Genomic DNA, 16,618 nt, shown 5'->3' on the forward strand with positions numbered 1-16,618 from the left:
AAGCGAGAACATGTCCAGCGACAGTTCCAGTAGCGCCGCACGCCTCGGGCCCGTTCGCTAGTTTTCGTGACTGGCTTTCGTCCGCCCGGGTCGTGCGGACGAAAGGTTTGAAATGGTCAACGATCTGATTGCCGGCGTTGCCGCCGGTTTCCGTTCCTCGCGGCGCGGCCTGTCCATCGCCGATCTCGTCGATACGTTGCAGTCGCTGCCGGTCGCGGAGGCCGCCGACGCCCTGTCGCAAATGCCCGATGCGCGCGCCGTGGCGGTCCTCGACAGCCCCGAACTCCGCTGCGCGTCCGAAATCCTGCCGCTGCTGACCACCGCGCGCGCCGCCGCGCTGGTGTCGCAAATGGCCGAGGACCGCGCCGCCGACGTGCTCTCCGAAATGGAGGAGGACGATGCCGCCGCGATCCACGCCGCGCTCCCCGCCCCCATCCGCGCGTCGATCGACACGCTGCTTCGCTGGCCGCCCGACAGCGCGGGCGGCATGATGACGACCGAATATGTCGCCGCCTCCGCCGACGCCACGGTCGGCGAGGTGCTGGCGCATATCCGCACCGTCGAGCGCAGCCGCGAGACCGTCTATTCGGTCTTCCTGCTCGAACCGCAGGGGCGGCTGGTCGCGACCGTCTCGCTGCGCCAGCTGATCGCCGCCGACCCCGACTCGCCCGCGATCGAGCTGGCGCGTGGCCATGATCCGATCACCGTCGCGCCGACCACCGACCGCGAGGAAGTGGCGCACATGATCCGCCGCCACGATCTACTCGCCCTGCCCGTCATCGACGAACAGGGTCGTCCGATCGGCATCGTCACCGTCGACGACGTGCTCGACGCGCTGGTCGCCGCGCATACCGAGGATACGCAGAAGTTCGGCGGCGTCGAGGCGCTCGACAATCCCTATCTGGAAACCGGCTTCCTCGCGATGATCCGCAAGCGCGCCGGGTGGCTGAGCATCCTGTTCTTCTCGGAGATGCTGACCGCCAGCGCGATGCAGCATTTCGAATCCGAGCTGGAGCGCGCGGTCGTCCTGACCCTGTTCATCCCGCTCATCATGAGCTCGGGCGGCAATAGCGGCAGCCAGGCGACCTCGCTGATCATCCGGGCGCTGGCGCTGGGCCAGGTGCGGCTGCGCGACTGGTGGCGGGTCGCGCTGCGCGAACTGCCCGCCGGGCTGACGCTGGGGGCGATACTGGGCATGCTGGGTATCGCGCGGATTGCGCTGTGGCAGACGCTGGGCTTTTACGATTACGGCCCGCACTGGGTGCTGGTGGCGACGACGGTCGGCACCGGGCTGGTCGGCATCGTCACCTTCGGCTCGCTGGCGGGATCGATGCTGCCCTTCCTGCTCCAGCGGCTGGGCTTCGACCCCGCCAGCGCCTCGGCCCCGTTCGTCGCGACGCTGGTCGATGTGACCGGGCTGGTGATCTATTTCACGATCGCGCTGGCGATCCTGTCCGGCACGTTGCTCTAACGCCGCCAGTAGCGGACGTAATCGACCTCCATGCGCTGGGGCAGCGCGGCGTCGTCCACGCCCTTCTTGCCGCCCCAGTCGCCCCCGACCGCCAGGTTCAGGATCAGCGAATAGGGGCGGGTGAAGGGCCAGGCCGCCGCGCCGCCCGGCCGGTCGTTCTTCACCCGCATATAGGCGCGGCCATCGACGCCGATGGTGATCGCCTGCGGCGTCCAGTCGAGCTGATAGCGGTGAAAGGCAGTGCACGCCCCCGGCACCGGCGTCTCGGCCCCGCGCTGCGTGCCCAGCCGGTGGTTATAGGCCGCCGAGTGGACGGTCGCATGGATCACGTCCGGGTTCCAGCCGACCATTTCCATGATGTCGATCTCGCCCCCGTCGGGCCAGCGGGAGCCGTCCATCGGCAGCAGCCAGATGGCGGGCCACATGCCGCGCCCGCATGGCAGCTTGGCACGCACCTCATAGAAACCATAGCCAAGCGGCCTTTGCGTCACCAGCTTGGCCGAACTGTACTTCTGGCCGCCCCAGTCGGCCTCGTCGCGCAGGGCCTCGGCCTTCGCCTCGATCACCAGCGCACCATGTTTGACCCGCGCATTGGCGCGGTCCGGCCCGGCATAATATTGCAGCTCGTTGTTCGGCCAGCCCTTGCGGTTCTGGCTGACGTCCCAGCGCCAGCGCGCGGGGTCGATGCGGCGGCTGAATTCGTCCCCGAAGCTGGGCGCGGTGCGGGGGGCGGTCATCGGCCCGGCAAATCCGTAATTGGTCGCGCCCAGCGTGTCGGACCGGACGGGGGCTTGCGTCTGCTGAGCCGCCCCGCCCGTCGCCAGCGCCGCCACACCGGCCAGCACCAGCCATCCCCGCCCGATCATCGGCCATCCTCCCATCTCGTCCGGCCGCCAGCCTAGCCCCGCCCATCGGCGAAAGCCATGCCGGCGGCCTGCGGGAAATCAGCCTGCAATCGTAAAAACCGACCCGGAATCAACGCGTATGCCCGCGCCGTTGATGAAGCTCGCCCGCTCCGACACCAGGAAGGCTACGGCGGCGGCGACCTCTTCGGGGCGGCCGCGCCGCTTCAGCACCATGCCGGGGCGCTCTTCGTCGAGGAAGGTCGCGATCGCCTCGTCGAAGCCGACGCCCTTTTCCTCGGCGCGCTTCTGCATCATCGCATCGGTCATCGGCGTCGCGATAAAGGCCGGGGAGACGGTGTTCACCAGCACATTGTCCGCGCCATAAGCCTTGGACAGCCCTTTCGCCAGGCTGAGGATCCCCGCCTTCGCCGCGCAATAGGGGAGTTCGTCGACATAGGGCTGGACCGCATCCTCGGAGGCGAAGAGGACGATCCGCCCCCATCCCTTGCGACGCATCGCCGGGATCGCCTCGCGGCACATGCGCACCGCGCCCATCAGGTCGATGTCGAGCGTCTCCAGCCAGCCCTTGTCGTCGATCTCCAGGAAATCGCCGGTCGCGCCGGTGACTCCCGCCGCGTTGACATAGATGTCCGGCTCGCCCAGCCGCTCGCGCACCTCGCGCCAGATCGCGGCGACCTGATCGGGCCGGGTGACGTCGCCCGTCACCGCCACGATCTCGCCCAGCGGCGTCAGTTCGTCCACCACCTGGTCCATCGTGCCGCCCGGCTTGTCGGTCAGCGCGACGCGGACCCCGGCTTCGAGCAGCAGCCGCGCGGTTTCCTTGCCCATGCCCGAATCCGCGCCGCTGATCAGTGCGATGCGGCCCTTGATGCCCAGATCCATTCACCTTCTCCCTCACATGTTCCGGTCCGTAAGCGGCGAGACGGCATAGGGTTCCGCCGCGAGCGATCCGGTAAATGCCTGATCCGTCACGGAACGACGCCGCACCCCGCCCGTTCGGAACTGGGAATTTCAGGGGATGCCATCGTCCGTGCGCAAGCTGTCCGACACCCAGATCGCCACCATGCCGCCGGTCGGCGACGGCCCCGTGCCCCTGCTCGGCATCGCCGAATTGGCGGCGGGCGTCGCCGGGCATCTGGCGAAGGACGATGTCCTCCTCGCCGTCACCGACGAGACACGCGCCATCGCGGTCGCGCGGATGCTGGCCGCGATGGCGCCCGACGCGACGGTGCTGTTCTGCCCCGGATCGGATGCGCTGCCCGGTGACGACGCCCCCGCCTCCCCCGCCAATGTCGGGCAGCGCGTGTCGGCGCTGCACGGCGTGCGGGTGGCGCTGGCGCAGCCCAGGCGGGGCCGGATCGCGCTGGTCACCTCGGGCGAGGCGCTGGCCCAGCCCCTGCCCTCGCCCGCGACCTTCGATGCCGAACCGCCCTGCGTCGCGACGGGCGAGCCATGCGAACTGGCCGCGCTGTATGCGACACTGATCGACCTGGGCTATGTCGCCGACGAGCGGGTGGACGAACCCGGCGAGATCGCGTTGCGCGGGCAGGTCCTCGATATCTTTCCGGCCGATGCCGAACAGCCGCTGCGGATCGAGGTCGGCGACGACCGGATCGTGGCGATCCGCGCCTATGACCCCGCCGACCAGCGCAGCACCGGCGATATCGCCCGGCGCGAACTCGGCCGCGTCGCGGAGCCGGTGCAGGGCGACCGGACCAGCAGCCTGCTGGACCATCTGCCCGACGCGCTCGTCATCGTCGAGCCGGGCGCGGATGAGCGGCGCCGCCGTCTGCTGCTGCTCAGCGCCGATGTCGCGAGGCGCGGCTCGAAGCGCGCGGCGCGGGACATGATCGGCGACGCGGCCTGGAAAGACGCGCTGGCCAAGCGGCGCACCGCCACCGTCGCGCGCGAGGGCGAGGAGCCGCCCCGCTTTGTCGAGACGCGCGCGCCGCTGCGCGATTTCGCCAGGCTCGCCCGTCCCGCGCTCGACGCCGGGGACCGGGTCGTGCTGATCGGCAGCGAGCGCGATCTTCGCTTCCTGGGGCGCCGCGTCGACCATGTGCTGAAGGCCGAGGCGAAGCGCGTCGAGGGCTGGCAACAGGCGACCAGGGCCAGGCGGGGTTCGTTGCTCACCCTGGTCGCTCCGGCCGAGCGAGGGTTCCGGCGCAAGGGGATCATCGCCATCGCCGCCGCCGACCTGCTGGGCAGTCGCGCCGATCGCGGCGACGGCGGCACACCGCATGTCGACCTGTCGCTGATCCAGACCGCCGAGATTCGCGTCGGGGATACCGTCATCCATGAAGATCACGGCATCGCGACGGTGGCGGGCATCGTCCCGCTCGACGGGCAGGACGGGGTGCAGGGCGATGCGATCAAGCTGGTCTATGCCAAGTCCGCGACCCGGCTGGTCCCGGTCGCCGAGGCCGATCGGCTGTGGCGCTATGGCGGCGAGGACGACGTGGTCAGGTCCGACACGCTGGACGGCAAGAGCTGGCAGGAGCGGCGCGGCGACATCGATGCTGCGATCGCGCAGACCGCCCGCCAGCTGACCGACATGGCGGCGGACCGCGCCAAGCGTCATGCCCCGGTCCTCGATCCGCCGGTGGCCGACTATGAGCGTTTCGCCGCCGGTTTCCCGTTCAGCGAAACCCCCGACCAGCTGACCGCGATCGAGGCGGTGCGCGCCGACCTTGCCTCCGGGCGGCCGATGGACCGACTGGTGGTCGGCGATGTCGGCTATGGCAAGACCGAGGTCGCATTGCGCGCCGCCGCCATCGCCGCGCTCGCGGGCCGCCAGGTCGCACTCGCCGCCCCGACCACGGTGCTGGCCCGCCAGCATCTCGACAGCTTTACCGCGCGGTTCGAGGGGACCGACGTCACCGTCGCCGGGCTGTCGCGCCTGTCGAGCGCCGCCGAGAAGCGCCGCGTCAAGGCGGGGCTGGCCGATGGCAGCATCCGGGTGGTGATCGGCACCGGCGCGGTGGCGGGCAAGGGCGTCGCCTATCGGGACCTGGCGCTGGTGATCGTCGACGAGGAACAGCGGTTCGGTGCGGGCGACAAGGCGCGGCTGCAGGAACTGTCCGCCGGTCATGTCCTGACCCTGTCGGCCACCCCCATTCCCCGCACGCTGCAATCGGCGCTGGTCGGCTTGCGGCGGCTGTCGATCATCGCGACGCCCCCGGCGCGGCGGCAGCCCATCCGCACGGCGGTGTCGCGCTTCTCGCCCGAGACGCTGCGCGCCGCGCTGCTGCGCGAACGGTCGCGCGGCGGACAGAGCTTCGTCGTGGTGCCGCGCATCGCCGACATGGCCCCGCTGGCCGAGCGGCTGGCCACGCTGGTCCCCGAGCTGGAGATCCTCCAGGCCCATGGCAAATTGCCCGCCGCCGAGATCGATGACGTGATGGTCCGCTTCGGTCGAGGCGATGGCGACGTGCTGCTGGCGACCAACATCATCGAGGCGGGGCTGGACGTCCCCCGCGCCAACACCATGGCGATCGTCCATGCCGACCGCTTCGGCCTGTCCCAGCTCCACCAGCTGCGCGGCCGGGTCGGGCGTGGCCATCGGCGGGGCCAGGTGCTGCTGTTCACCGAGGCGGAGGACGCCATCGCCCCGCGCACGCTGAAGCGGCTCCGCACGCTGGAGGCGTTCGACCGGCTGGGCGCGGGGTTCGCGATCAGTGCGCGCGACCTCGACATGCGCGGCGCGGGCGACCTGCTGGGCGATACGCAGGCAGGACATATGCGGCTGATCGGCGTCGAGCTGTACCAGCAACTGCTGGAGGATGCGCTGCGCACCGCGCGCGGCGAGACGGTCGAGCGCTGGACGCCGGACCTGCGTCTCGGGGTCGAGGGGCGGCTGCCCGAGGACTGGATACCCGATGAGGATCTGCGCATCTCGCTTTATGCCCGGCTGGGTCGGCTGCGCGACGATGCGGCGATCGACGAATTCGAGGCGGAGCTGGAGGATCGGTTCGGCACGCTGCCCGAGGATGCGCGCATCCTGCTCGCCACCGCCCGGCTGCGCGAGCGGATGCGGGGGCTGGGCATCGCGCGCATCGATGCCGGTCCGGCCGCGATCGCGCTGACCCCGCATGGCGAGGATGCCGATCTGGCGCAGGTGGAGGGGCTGGTCGAGAAGGACGGCCGCTATCTGCTGAAGGAACGCCATGACGACCCGACCGAGCGGCTGGAGCGGCTGGCGACGCTGCTCGGATAAACGCCGCCGATTATCCCAGGCGATTGGCGGCACACGCGCGGCCGCCTAATCCTGGCCGCCAAAGTCAAAGAGGATGATCCCGATGCCCTTCCCCGCCCCCTATGCCGCCGATCCGGCGCGCTATGACGGTCGCATGCCCTATCGCCGCTGTGGGCGAAGCGGGTTGAAGCTGCCCGCGATCAGCCTGGGGCTATGGCAGAATTTCGGCGGCGCCGACATGTTCGAGACCGGCCGGGCGATCCTGCGCCGCGCCTTTGACCGGGGCGTCACCCATTTCGACCTGGCGAACAATTACGGCCCGCCCTACGGATCGGCGGAGGAGAATTTCGGCCGCGTCCTCGCCAGCGATTTCGCAGCGCATCGCGACGAGCTGATCGTCTCGACCAAGGCGGGCTGGGACATGTGGCCCGGCCCCTATGGCGATATCGGCTCGTCCAAGAAATATCTCATCGCCAGCTGCGACCAGAGCCTGAAGCGGATGGGGCTGGACTATGTCGACATCTTCTATTCGCACCGGGTCGATCCCGACACCCCGCTGGAGGAAACGGTCGGCGCGCTCGTCCAGCTGCACCGGCAAGGCAAGGCGCTCTATATCGGCCTTTCCTCCTACGAACCCGGACTGACCCGGCGGGCGGCGGCGCTGCTGGCGGAGGAGAAGGTGCCGCTGTTCATCCACCAGCCCAGCTATTCGATCCTCAATCGCTGGATCGAGCGCGAGTTGCTGGCCACGCTGGAGGAACTGGGCACGGGCTGCATCGCCTTCTCCCCGCTGGCGCAGGGGATGCTGACCGCCAAATATCTGAACGGCGTGCCGCAGGATGCGCGGGCCAGCCGGGGCGGATCGCTGTCCGAGACATTGCTGACCGAGGACAATCTGGCCGCGATCCGGCGGCTGAACGCGATTGCGGAGGCGCGAGGCCAGACGCTGGCGCAAATGGCGATCGCCTGGGTCCTGCGCGATCCCCGGATCACCTCGGCGTTGATCGGGGCGCGCACCGTCGAGCAGCTGGACGACTCGCTCGATGCGGTGAAGAACCTCGACTTCTCGCCGGAAGAGCAAGGCGCGATCGACCGCGCGGCGGAGGATGGCGGCATCAACCTGTGGGCCGAATCCTCGGACATCGTTACCCTGCCCGCCGCCCAAGGGATGCCTGCCTGAAATACGCCCCAAAGATATAGGGATGCGCCCGGCCGTGGGACCGGGCGCATCGCTTGAGCAGAGGTGGCGCTTATTCGGCGGCGTTCTTCACCGCGCCCTTGCCCATGGCCGAGACCAGGACCTGTCCCGATCCCGAGAAATTGGCGGCGGGCAGATCGGCCACCCGGTTGCCGACCTTCACCAGTACCCGGTCGACCGCGCCCTGCGCATTGGTGCGAACCGACTGGACCGCGCCGATCGCACGCCCCTTGGCATCGGTCACCGCCATGCCGGGATTGACCGGGAAGCCGCCGCTGCGTGCCGCGCCGCTACCGGCCAAGGCGAGATTGCCCGAGAACAGGCCGTTGCCGCCCGAGGCCGAACCCGATCCGGCCGCGCTGCCGCCGATAGTGCCGAGGTTCGACGCATGCTCGGTCAGGCCGGCGGCCGAGCCGCGCACCCGCTGCCCCACCGCGCCCGCCGTGCTGCGCGCGCCGTCGGCGACCCGACCCACTGCATTCACCCCGCGACCGGCCGCATCGCGAACCGCGTCGGTGCCGACCAGCTGCGCATCGATCCCGCCGCCGACCGAGCCCGAGGCCGAGCCATTGCCGCCACCCGAAGCGCCGCCGATCCGCGTCGCGTTATCGAGCGTCGATCCGCCCGAGGCATTGCCCGAGGCCGACACGCGGCCGCGACGGGTGTCGACGGCGCGATCGGCGCGGACCGAACCGCGCGTGCGGGTCGCGCCCTCGGTGGCGATCCGACCCTGATCCAGCGTGCCGTTCAGCGTACCGCCCGCAGCCCCGCTTAGGGTGCCGGTCGCCCCGCCGAGCGCACCACCCAGGCCGCCGCCAAGTCCTCCGCTGCCACCAAGCAGCTGTGCCGACACGGGGGCCGCGATCAGAGCCACGGCAAGCATCGCGGTGCTGGACAGAAGCGTCTTCATCGTCATTCTCCTTTTCTTCTGCGGAGACAACGGCGCGCCATCGGGGTTTAATCCCGGCGGCTGTCGAATTTATCGCGAAAATGTGCGGCAATTCCTGCAAACCATTCCACGGCCAAAGAATTTATCTTGTCCGCGCGGCCCCAGATCCTCCGCCGAGGCGTCGACGCGCGCCAGCGCCGCCGCGATGGCGCCGGGATCGAGGCGCGGATAGAGTGCCGCGATCCGCCCGGCGACCAGCGGAGCGGCGAAGGAGGTTCCGCGCACCTTGAACCGCCGCCCGCCCACGCCCGCCGCCAGCATATCGGCCCCCGGCGCGGCATAGTCGACATGGCTCGCCTGCCCCGCCTCGATCAGTCGCCGGTTGCGGCCATCGACGGCGGTGACCGCGATGACCCCCGGATAGGAGGCCGGATAGGCCGGGGGCGCGGCGGGGCCGTTGTTTCCGACCGCCGCGACGATCACCAGCCCGCGCGCCCGTGCCGCCGCGACCACCCGCGCCAGTAGCGGATTGGCGGGGCCGACCAGGCTGATCGTCGCGACCGACACCCCCTGTTGCACCATCCAGCCCAGCGCGCGGGCGATGGCGGTGGCGTTGCCGCCCGCCGGATCGGTGCCATAGACATCGGCCGAGGCGATCCGCGCCCCCGGCAGGGACCCGGTGATGCCATGCCCGCCCGCGATCAGCGAGGCGACCGCCGTGCCATGGTCGTTGGCGCGCGGCGCACCGGCCGCGAAACCCTGCGTCACCGCCGCGCCTTCCACCCCGCCATCGATCACGCCGACCAGCGTCCCCTGCCCGCCGCGCTGCACCAGCGGCATCATGACGAGGGCGCGGCCGCCACCGCTGGGCAGGTGGAGCTGGTCCGCGCTGACCTCTCCCCCCAGCGCGCGGAGTTCGTCCAGCGCGGCCTTCAGCGTCCGCCCCGGCGGCAGCCGCAACCGCACGAAGCCGATGCCCAGCACATCCTCGCGCGCGATCACCCCATATCCCGACCGCGCCGCCGCGTTCAGCAGCGCCTCGCTGGGCGAATCGACCACCACCTCGCCCGCACGCGCCGGAAAGCCCTGCGGATCGAGCACGATCGCATCGGGGTGGTCGCGGACCAGCTGCGCGAAGGCCGCCCGCCGCGCCGCGTCCAGCCGCGCCACCGTCGCGCGCGACACACGGCCGACCTCAGACAGGATCGTATCGGGCCCGGGAATGTCGGGCAGGCCGCCGCCGATCCCCGGCATGGCGGGCAGCGAGGGCAGGCCCGGCAGCAGCTGTGCCGAGGCCGCCCCCCATGCCGTCATGCCCGCCACCAGCACCAGACCCATCATCACCGGCCGCATCGTCACGCTCCCATTGTCGAAACCGGCCCCATTGCCAAAATCGACACTGACATGGATTAAACGACAATCCTCACCCGTTTCATCCTGACAAACAAGGAATCAGGCTTGGCTGCGTTCGAACAGGAGTTGTTGGCCCTGCTGCCGCGTCTGCGGCGGTTCGCGCGATCGCTCACCCATGACGCGGCCGATGCCGACGATCTGGCGCAGGTCACGATCGAGAAGGCGTTGCTCGCCCGCTCGTCCTGGCAGCCGGGAACGCGATTGGACAGTTGGATGTATCGCATCATGCGCAACGCCTGGATCGACACCGCCCGCGCCCGCCGCCGCGCGTCCGAGACATTCATCGCGGAGGATGCCGGGATGGGCGTCGGCGCGCCGGGCGCGGCGGAGGCGCATGTCGCGCTGACCGAGGTGGAGGCGGCGATGCGCGCCCTGCCCGACGAACAGCGCGAGGCGGTGGCGCTCGTCCTGGTCGAAGGGCTGGCCTATAAGGAGGCGGCGGAGATACTCGATATTCCGATGGGCACCCTGACCTCACGGCTGGTGCGCGGGCGACAGGCGCTGATGGCGCGGCTGGGAGAAGCGGCATGACGATCGAACCCGAAATGCTGATGGCCTATGCCGACGACGCGCTCGATCCGCTGACCGCCAAGCGCGTCGAGGCCGCCATCGCCGCCGATCCCGCGCTGGGCGAGGAGGTGGCGCGGCACCGGCGGCTCCGCGCGACGCTGTCGGGTGCCTTTGCCCCGGTCGCCGACGAACCCGTGCCCGACCGGCTGGCCGCGCTGCTGCGGTCCAATGTCGTCGCCATGCCGACCCGCGCGCCCGCGCCGTCGCGCTGGGCCGGGGCCCCGTGGCGCTCGGTCGCGGCGATGGCCGCCTGTCTCGTGATCGGCGTCGTGCTCGGGCAGCGAGTGGACCAGGGGCCGGTCGCCGCGAATGCCGACGGGCTCTATGCCGCCGGGTCGCTGGCAAAGGCGCTCGACCGGCAGCCCAGCGGGACGGCGGGTGCGGTGCGGATCGCGGTCAGCTTCCGCAACCGGGACAATGGCTATTGCCGTGTCTTCCAGTCTGCCGCCGCCGACGGCATCGCCTGTCGCACCGATCGCGGCTGGGCGCTGGAGCGGACCATGCCGGGCAGCACGCCCGAGCGCGGCGGCTATGCGCAGGCGGGCTCCTCCGACGCCGCGCTGATGGCGGCGGCGCAGGACATGATGGCCGACATGCCGCTCGACCGAGATGGCGAGCGGGCGGCGCTCGACCGGGGCTGGCGCACCCGATAGACCCGGTTACGCCGATCGGGAAAACCCAGCGTTTCCCGATCGGTGCCCCAGCCCCCCGTGCAAGGCGGCCATGCCCGCGCTATCTTGGGGGCATGAAAAAGATCGGATTCCTGTCGTTCGGCCATTGGTCGCCCTCGCCCCAGTCGGCCACCCGCTCGGCGCAGGACGTGCTGCTCCAGTCGATCGACCTGGCGGTCGCCGCCGAGGAACTGGGCGCGGACGGCGCCTATTTCCGCGTACACCATTTCGCGCAGCAGCTCGCCTCGCCCTTCCCGCTCCTCGCGGCCGTCGGCGCGCGGACCTCGCGGATCGAGATCGGCACCGGCGTCATCGACATGCGCTACGAAAACCCCTTCTACATGGTCGAGGATGCGGGATCGGCCGACCTGATCGGCAACGGCCGGTTGCAACTGGGCATCAGCCGGGGTTCGCCCGAACAGGTGATCGAGGGCTGGCGGCATTTCGGCTATGGCCCCGCCCAGGGCGAGAGCGATGCCGATCTCGGCCGTCGCCATGCCGAGGTCTTCCTGCACCTGCTGAAAGGCCAAGGTTTCGCCAAGCCCAATCCGCGCCCGATGTTCCCCAACCCGCCGGGCCTGTTGCGGCTGGAGCCGCATTCGCCGGGCCTGCGCGACCGGATCTGGTGGGGCTCGGCCTCCAACGCGACCGCGATCTGGGCGGCGCAGCGCGGCATGAACCTGCAAAGCTCGACCCTGAAGGCCGATGAGAGCGGCGAGCCCTTCCATGTCCAGCAGGCCAGGCAGATCCGCGCCTATCGCGACGCCTGGGCGGCGGCGGGCCATGCCCGTCCCGCGCGCGTGTCGGTCTCGCGTTCGATCTTCGCGCTGACCACCGACCAGGACCGCGCCTATTTCGGGCGCGACGACAGCCAGGATCAGGTCGGCATCATCGACAATATGCGCGCCGTCTTCGGCCGATCCTATGCCGACGAGCCCGAACGGCTGATCGAACAGCTCCGCGCCGACGAAGCCATTGCCGAGGCGGACACGCTGCTGCTGACCGTGCCCAACCAGCTGGGCGTGGCGTATAACGCGCATGTGATCGAGAACATCCTGCGCCACATCGCGCCCGCGCTCGGCTGGCGCTGATCCGCACCGGCGTCGGCGCGGCCCATGGCTGCGTCGGCGCTGGCGCGCGACGACTGGCCCCCGGCGGGGTGGCGATACCGGCGATGTGGGAAGAAATGGCGCGCCCGGAACGATTCGAACGTCCGACCCTCAGATTCGTAGTCTGATGCTCTATCCAGCTGAGCTACGGGCGCGCATGAGGTCGTGAAGACCTGTTATATGATCCACTGGCGCGCCCGGAACGATTCGAACGTCCGACCCTCAGATTCGTAGTCTGATGCTCTATCCAGCTGAGCTACGGGCGCGCTGTGGAGGTGGGCTGATAGAAGCGGTTTCGGGTCGTGGCAATATACAAAAAACACTTATCCACATTTTCTTGCAATCGGGTCCGCTTTGCCGTGCCGGGCATTTTCCACCGGACGCTTCCCCGGCTAGGATGGGCGACGATGACCCAGTTCCGCTTTCGCAAGACCGCCCGCCCCCTCCTCGCACTCGGCCTGATGTCCGCCGGTTTGTTGGGGGGATGTTCGCGCGACACCGGCGCCTATCCCTCGCTGGCGGTGCGGCCGGTCGAGAAGCGCGGCTTTGCCGAGCCCGAGGTGGAAACGCCCGAGGCCAGGCCCGACCCCGCGCTCGATGCGCAGATCGCACAGCTGGCCGGGCGGCTGGGCGGCATCCAGGACGAATTCGCCAAGGCCTATGACCAGGCGCGGGCCAGCGCCGCCAAGGCACGCGGGCAGACGGTGGGCAGCGATGCCTGGCTGACCGCGCAGACCGACCTTGCCGCACTCGACGAGATCCGGGCGCGCACCTCGGGCCTGCTGACCGAGATTGACGACCGGGCGATCGCGCGCGCGGCGGCGCTGGAGGCGGACTATCCCGCGCTCACCGCGCTCAGGACGCGCGCGGTCGAGGCGAACACGCGGCAGGGCGAACAGATCAAGGCCCTGTCGACCAGCCTGCCCGCGGGCTGAACGTCGCTCAGAAGTTGCGGACGAAGGGCAGGACCGTCGAATAACCGTCGGTCCAGGCGGCCAGCCCCCTGGGCGCGGCGACCCGGCGCCAGTCGCCGCCCTGCGCCGCCAGCCGGGCCAGCAGGTCCGTATCGCGGGACAGCGCCAGCCAGACCGATCCGGTCGCCTCCGCCTCTCGGTCCAGGTCGGTGGGCGCATAGGCCAGCTTGCGCACCGCCCATCCGCCGTCGCGCGCCGCCGCCGCGACCAGCGGCTCCAGATCGACGAAGCGGTTGGAGATATGGATCAGCAGCAGCCCCCGGCGGGACAGCACCCGCGCATAGGTCGCAAAGGCCTCCCGCGTCAGCAGATGCGCGGGCACCGCGTCGGACGAAAAGGCGTCGAGCGCCAGCAGGTCGAGGCTGTCCGGGGCCTCCGCCGCCAGCCGGATGCGCGCGTCGCCGATGCGGATCACCGGATCGGGCTGGCACCGCCGCAGATAGGTGAACTGGCCGGTGTCGCGCGCGATGCGGACGATGACCGGATCGATCTCGTAGAAGCGCCAATGCTGCCCCGGCCGGGCATAGCAGGCCAGCGTCCCCGTCCCCAATCCGACGACCCCGATCCGCGCGCCCGGACCATAAAGCGAGGGCGCGGCCCGCATCGCGCGGCCCACCCCGGAATAGGGGGCATAATAGGTGGTGGGCGTCCGCTCCCGCTCGGGCGAGCCGCGCAGCTGGATGCCATGCACGGTCGCCCCATGGTCCAGTTCGCGATAACCCGGCCCGTCGCGGACCGTATAGACGCCGAAATAGCTGCGCATCCGCGCGTCGCGCTCCATCGACAGGGACAGCGCGCGATAGCCGCCGAACAGCACCAGCGCCCCCGCCAGCAGCAGGACGAACCCCGTCCGCGCGCCGATCGTCAGGAAGCCCAGCGCCGCGATGACCAGAAACGCCAAACCCTGCCGCTCCTCGCCGAACCAGGCCGGAACGCCGACCAGCCGCAGGTCGAGCAGCACGCCCACCACGATCGCCAGCGCGACCAGCATGGTCCGGCGATGCCGCCGCCACAGGTCGCGCAGGGATGCGGTCAGGAACTGCTGCGGGATCAGCATCCCCGCCGCCAGGATCAGCAGGGGATATTCATAGGTCCAGTCGAACAGGACCGGCGCCACCAGACCCGTGAACACGCCGCCCAGCGCCCCGCCGACCGCCATCCACAGATAGAAGCCCGTCAGCCGGTCGACTGCGGGCCGCGCCCGGTACAGCGCGGTGTGCAGCGCGACCGACACCATGAACAACAGCATCAGCGCGACGACGACGTTGAAATAGGGCCGCTGCGGATAGCCGCCCATGATGACCCCGCCGAACAGCAGCAGCGTGACCGGCGCGATCCGGGTCAGCATGTCCGCCACTCCGCGCCGCGCGGCAAAGGCGATGATGAAGCTCAGCAGATAGAGCCCCAGCGGCAACACCCATAGCAGCGGCATCGCGACGATGTCGGTGGTGATATAGGTCGAGGTCGCCAGCACCAGCCCCGAGGGCACCGCCGCCAGTGCGGTCCACAGCGCGCGCCGCCGCCATCCGGGTGCGGGCGTCGGCGCGGGGATGCCCTCGGCCTTCTGCCCGGTCGCGGGCAGTCGCGCCGCGCAGGCCAGCACCAGGCAGGCGAGCAACCCATAGCCGATGCTCCACATCAGGCTCTGCCCCCGCAGCGCCATGGCGGGCTCGACCAGCAGCGGATAGGCGATCAGCCCGGCGAAGCTCCCCAGATTGGAGGCCGCGTAGAGCACATAAGGGTCACGCCCCGGCGCGGCGAGCGCAAACCAGCGCTGGATCAGCGGCGCCTGCGCGGATACGGCGAAGAAGAGCGGCCCGATCGACAGGCCCAGCAGCCAGGGCACCCAAAGGGTCGGCTCGGCATTGGCGGGCAGGTCGACCGCGATCAGCCCGATCGGCAGCCACAAGGCCGCCGCCGCCAGCACCCCGACATGCACCGCCGCCTGCACCCGTGGCCGCCATCGGCCCAGCGCATGGGCATAGGCATAGCCGCCGAGCAGCAGCGCCTGATAGACCAGCATCGCTGAGTTCCAGACGGCGGGCGCGCCGCCCAGCCGGGGCAGCGCCATGCGCGCGACCATCGGCTGGACCAGGAACAGCAGGAACGATCCCGTCAGGATCGTCGCCACGAACAGCGCGCGCACCATCAGCGCGGGCAAGCGGCCGGACCGGGAAATGGCGATGGTCCGGCTCAGCCGTTCAGCAGCCGGGCGGCATGGGCGGCATGATAGGTCAGCACGCCCGAACATCCGGCGCGCTTGAACGCCATCAGCGTCTCCAGCACCATCGCATCGCGGTCCGCCGCGCCCGCCGCCACCGCCGTCTCGATCATCGCATATTCGCCCGACACCTGATAGGCGAAGGTCGGCACGCGGAATTCGTCCTTCACGCGGCGGATGATGTCCAGATAGGGCAGGCCCGGCTTGACCATCACGCTGTCCGCGCCCTCGGCCAGATCGAGCGCGACCTCGCGCAGCGCCTCCTCGGCATTGGCGGAGTCCATCTGATAGGTGCGCTTGTCCCCCTTCAGCAGCCCGCGCGTGTTCACCGCGTCGCGGAACGGGCCGTAAAAGGCGCTGGCATATTTGGCGGCATAGGCCATGATCTGGACGTTGACGAAGCCCTCGGCCTCCAGCGCCGCGCGGATCAGCCCGATGCGGCCGTCCATCATGTCCGACGGCGCGATCACGTCCGAACCCGCGCGCGCCTGGGTCAGTGCCTGCTGGACCAGTGCGTCGGCGGTGCGGTCGTTGACGACATAGCCCGCCGCATCGACCAGCCCGTCATGGCCATGCGTCGTATAGGGATCGAGCGCGACGTCGGTCAGCACGCCGATGTCCGGCACCGCATCCTTGATCGCCGCGATCGCGCGGCACATCAGATTGTCGGGGTTCAGCGCCTCGCGCCCGTCATCGGTGCGCAGGTGCGAGGGGGTGTTGGGGAACAGCGCCAGACAGGGAATGCCCAGGTCCGCCGCCTCGCGCGCGCGCGCCACGATGCCGTCCAGCGACCAGCGCGACACGCCGGGCAGGCTGGCGATCGGTTCCTCCACCCCCTGCCCCTCGGTCACGAACAGCGGCCAGATCAGATCGGCCGGGGTCAGCACCGTTTCGGCGTGAAGCCGCCGGCTCCACTGGGAAGCTCGGGTGCGGCGAAGGCGAAGCGCGGGGTATGATGCCGTCATGATTGTCCGCATTTGGGGGATCGGACCGCGCTTGCCAAGCGTTGCATGCAAGCGTTCCGGGGGCGAAAGGAAATCC

13 protein-coding genes and 2 tRNA genes are annotated in these 16,618 nt (G+C 70.1%); 7 read left to right on the plus strand and 8 right to left on the minus strand.

The genetic code is table 11. The features are described from left to right. The first annotated feature begins 112 nt into the window (after positions 1-112). The gene (gene mgtE, locus ABIC44_RS01915) at positions 113-1,471 is read left to right on the plus strand and encodes a magnesium transporter (protein ID WP_354293301.1); all 1,359 of its coding nucleotides are present in this window, start codon (positions 113-115) and stop codon (positions 1,469-1,471) included. On the opposite strand, the gene ABIC44_RS01920 is transcribed toward mgtE, so the two are convergent. Continuing rightward, positions 1,468-2,337 (minus strand): glycoside hydrolase family 16 protein, encoded by an 870-nt coding sequence (locus ABIC44_RS01920; protein ID WP_354293302.1) that lies wholly within the window; start codon positions 2,335-2,337, stop codon positions 1,468-1,470. The two genes, mgtE and ABIC44_RS01920, sit on opposite strands and share 4 nt — an antisense overlap. A 78-nt stretch (positions 2,338-2,415) precedes the next feature. Further along, the gene (locus tag ABIC44_RS01925; protein ID WP_354293304.1) at positions 2,416-3,219 is read right to left on the minus strand and encodes an SDR family NAD(P)-dependent oxidoreductase; all 804 of its coding nucleotides are present in this window, start codon (positions 3,217-3,219) and stop codon (positions 2,416-2,418) included. 136 nt (positions 3,220-3,355) lie between these two features. On the opposite strand from ABIC44_RS01925, the gene ABIC44_RS01930 reads away from it, so the two are divergent. Both ABIC44_RS01930 and mgrA read left to right on the plus strand, forming a co-directional pair. Continuing rightward, a complete protein-coding gene (locus ABIC44_RS01930) occupies positions 3,356-6,553 on the plus strand; it encodes a TRCF domain-containing protein (RefSeq protein ID WP_354293305.1) in 3,198 nt (1,065 codons plus the stop codon). Positions 6,554-6,635: 82 nt separating this feature from the next. Beyond that, the gene (mgrA, locus tag ABIC44_RS01935) at positions 6,636-7,712 is read left to right on the plus strand and encodes an L-glyceraldehyde 3-phosphate reductase (protein ID WP_354293380.1); all 1,077 of its coding nucleotides are present in this window, start codon (positions 6,636-6,638) and stop codon (positions 7,710-7,712) included. Between the two features lie 70 nt (positions 7,713-7,782). Here the strand turns inward: mgrA and ABIC44_RS01940 are convergent, their stop codons facing one another. After that, entirely contained in the window at positions 7,783-8,640 is an 858-nt protein-coding gene (locus ABIC44_RS01940; protein WP_354293306.1) for a hypothetical protein, read from the minus strand. A gap of 69 nt (positions 8,641-8,709) precedes the next feature. Further along, entirely contained in the window at positions 8,710-9,972 is a 1,263-nt protein-coding gene (locus tag ABIC44_RS01945) for a S8 family serine peptidase (RefSeq protein ID WP_354293381.1), read from the minus strand. A gap of 105 nt (positions 9,973-10,077) precedes the next feature. Between ABIC44_RS01945 and ABIC44_RS01950 the strand changes: the two genes are divergently transcribed. The 3 genes from ABIC44_RS01950 (at position 10,078) to ABIC44_RS01960 (ending at position 12,364) form a co-directional block, all read left to right on the plus strand. Further along, a complete protein-coding gene (locus tag ABIC44_RS01950) occupies positions 10,078-10,563 on the plus strand; it encodes a sigma-70 family RNA polymerase sigma factor (RefSeq protein ID WP_309702098.1) in 486 nt (161 codons plus the stop codon). Beyond that, the gene (locus ABIC44_RS01955; RefSeq protein ID WP_354293308.1) at positions 10,560-11,255 is read left to right on the plus strand and encodes an anti-sigma factor family protein; all 696 of its coding nucleotides are present in this window, start codon (positions 10,560-10,562) and stop codon (positions 11,253-11,255) included. Before ABIC44_RS01950 ends, ABIC44_RS01955 begins: the two co-directional genes overlap by 4 nt. Positions 11,256-11,347: 92 nt before the next feature. After that, a complete protein-coding gene (locus tag ABIC44_RS01960; RefSeq protein WP_354293309.1) occupies positions 11,348-12,364 on the plus strand; it encodes an LLM class flavin-dependent oxidoreductase in 1,017 nt (338 codons plus the stop codon). 96 nt (positions 12,365-12,460) lie between these two features. Here ABIC44_RS01960 and ABIC44_RS01965 read toward each other — a convergent pair. Together ABIC44_RS01965 and ABIC44_RS01970 are read right to left on the minus strand one after the other, a co-directional pair. After that, a tRNA-Arg gene (locus ABIC44_RS01965) sits at positions 12,461-12,537 on the minus strand. Between the two features lie 34 nt (positions 12,538-12,571). Then, positions 12,572-12,648: transfer RNA gene (locus ABIC44_RS01970), tRNA-Arg, on the minus strand. 141 nt (positions 12,649-12,789) lie between these two features. On the opposite strand from ABIC44_RS01970, the gene ABIC44_RS01975 reads away from it, so the two are divergent. After that, the gene (locus ABIC44_RS01975) at positions 12,790-13,317 is read left to right on the plus strand and encodes a hypothetical protein (RefSeq protein WP_354293311.1); all 528 of its coding nucleotides are present in this window, start codon (positions 12,790-12,792) and stop codon (positions 13,315-13,317) included. 7 nt (positions 13,318-13,324) lie between these two features. On the opposite strand, the gene ABIC44_RS01980 is transcribed toward ABIC44_RS01975, so the two are convergent. Further along, positions 13,325-15,505, minus strand: coding sequence for a hypothetical protein (locus ABIC44_RS01980; protein ID WP_354293383.1), 2,181 nt, complete (start codon positions 15,503-15,505; stop codon positions 13,325-13,327). Between the two features lie 44 nt (positions 15,506-15,549). Beyond that, the gene (gene hemB, locus ABIC44_RS01985) at positions 15,550-16,542 is read right to left on the minus strand and encodes a porphobilinogen synthase (RefSeq protein WP_307099433.1); all 993 of its coding nucleotides are present in this window, start codon (positions 16,540-16,542) and stop codon (positions 15,550-15,552) included. Between the last annotated feature and the right edge of the window lie 76 nt (positions 16,543-16,618).

Origin of the sequence: Sphingomonas sp. 1185, from assembly GCF_040544655.1 — a bacterium.
In the GTDB taxonomy this organism is placed as follows: domain Bacteria; phylum Pseudomonadota; class Alphaproteobacteria; order Sphingomonadales; family Sphingomonadaceae; genus Sphingomonas.

Coding starts and splice junctions, on each gene's coding strand:
- mgtE (WP_354293301.1), top strand. CDS start 113: ATGGTCAACGATCTGATTGCCGGCGTTGCCGCCGGTTTCCGTTCCTCG.
- ABIC44_RS01920 (WP_354293302.1), bottom strand. CDS start 2,337: ATGATCGGGCGGGGATGGCTGGTGCTGGCCGGTGTGGCGGCGCTGGCG.
- ABIC44_RS01925 (WP_354293304.1), bottom strand. CDS start 3,219: ATGGATCTGGGCATCAAGGGCCGCATCGCACTGATCAGCGGCGCGGAT.
- ABIC44_RS01930 (WP_354293305.1), top strand. CDS start 3,356: ATGCCATCGTCCGTGCGCAAGCTGTCCGACACCCAGATCGCCACCATG.
- mgrA (WP_354293380.1), top strand. CDS start 6,636: ATGCCCTTCCCCGCCCCCTATGCCGCCGATCCGGCGCGCTATGACGGT.
- ABIC44_RS01940 (WP_354293306.1), bottom strand. CDS start 8,640: ATGAAGACGCTTCTGTCCAGCACCGCGATGCTTGCCGTGGCTCTGATC.
- ABIC44_RS01945 (WP_354293381.1), bottom strand. CDS start 9,972: ATGCGGCCGGTGATGATGGGTCTGGTGCTGGTGGCGGGCATGACGGCA.
- ABIC44_RS01955 (WP_354293308.1), top strand. CDS start 10,560: ATGACGATCGAACCCGAAATGCTGATGGCCTATGCCGACGACGCGCTC.
- ABIC44_RS01960 (WP_354293309.1), top strand. CDS start 11,348: ATGAAAAAGATCGGATTCCTGTCGTTCGGCCATTGGTCGCCCTCGCCC.
- ABIC44_RS01975 (WP_354293311.1), top strand. CDS start 12,790: ATGACCCAGTTCCGCTTTCGCAAGACCGCCCGCCCCCTCCTCGCACTC.
- ABIC44_RS01980 (WP_354293383.1), bottom strand. CDS start 15,505: ATGGTGCGCGCGCTGTTCGTGGCGACGATCCTGACGGGATCGTTCCTG.
- hemB (WP_307099433.1), bottom strand. CDS start 16,542: ATGACGGCATCATACCCCGCGCTTCGCCTTCGCCGCACCCGAGCTTCC.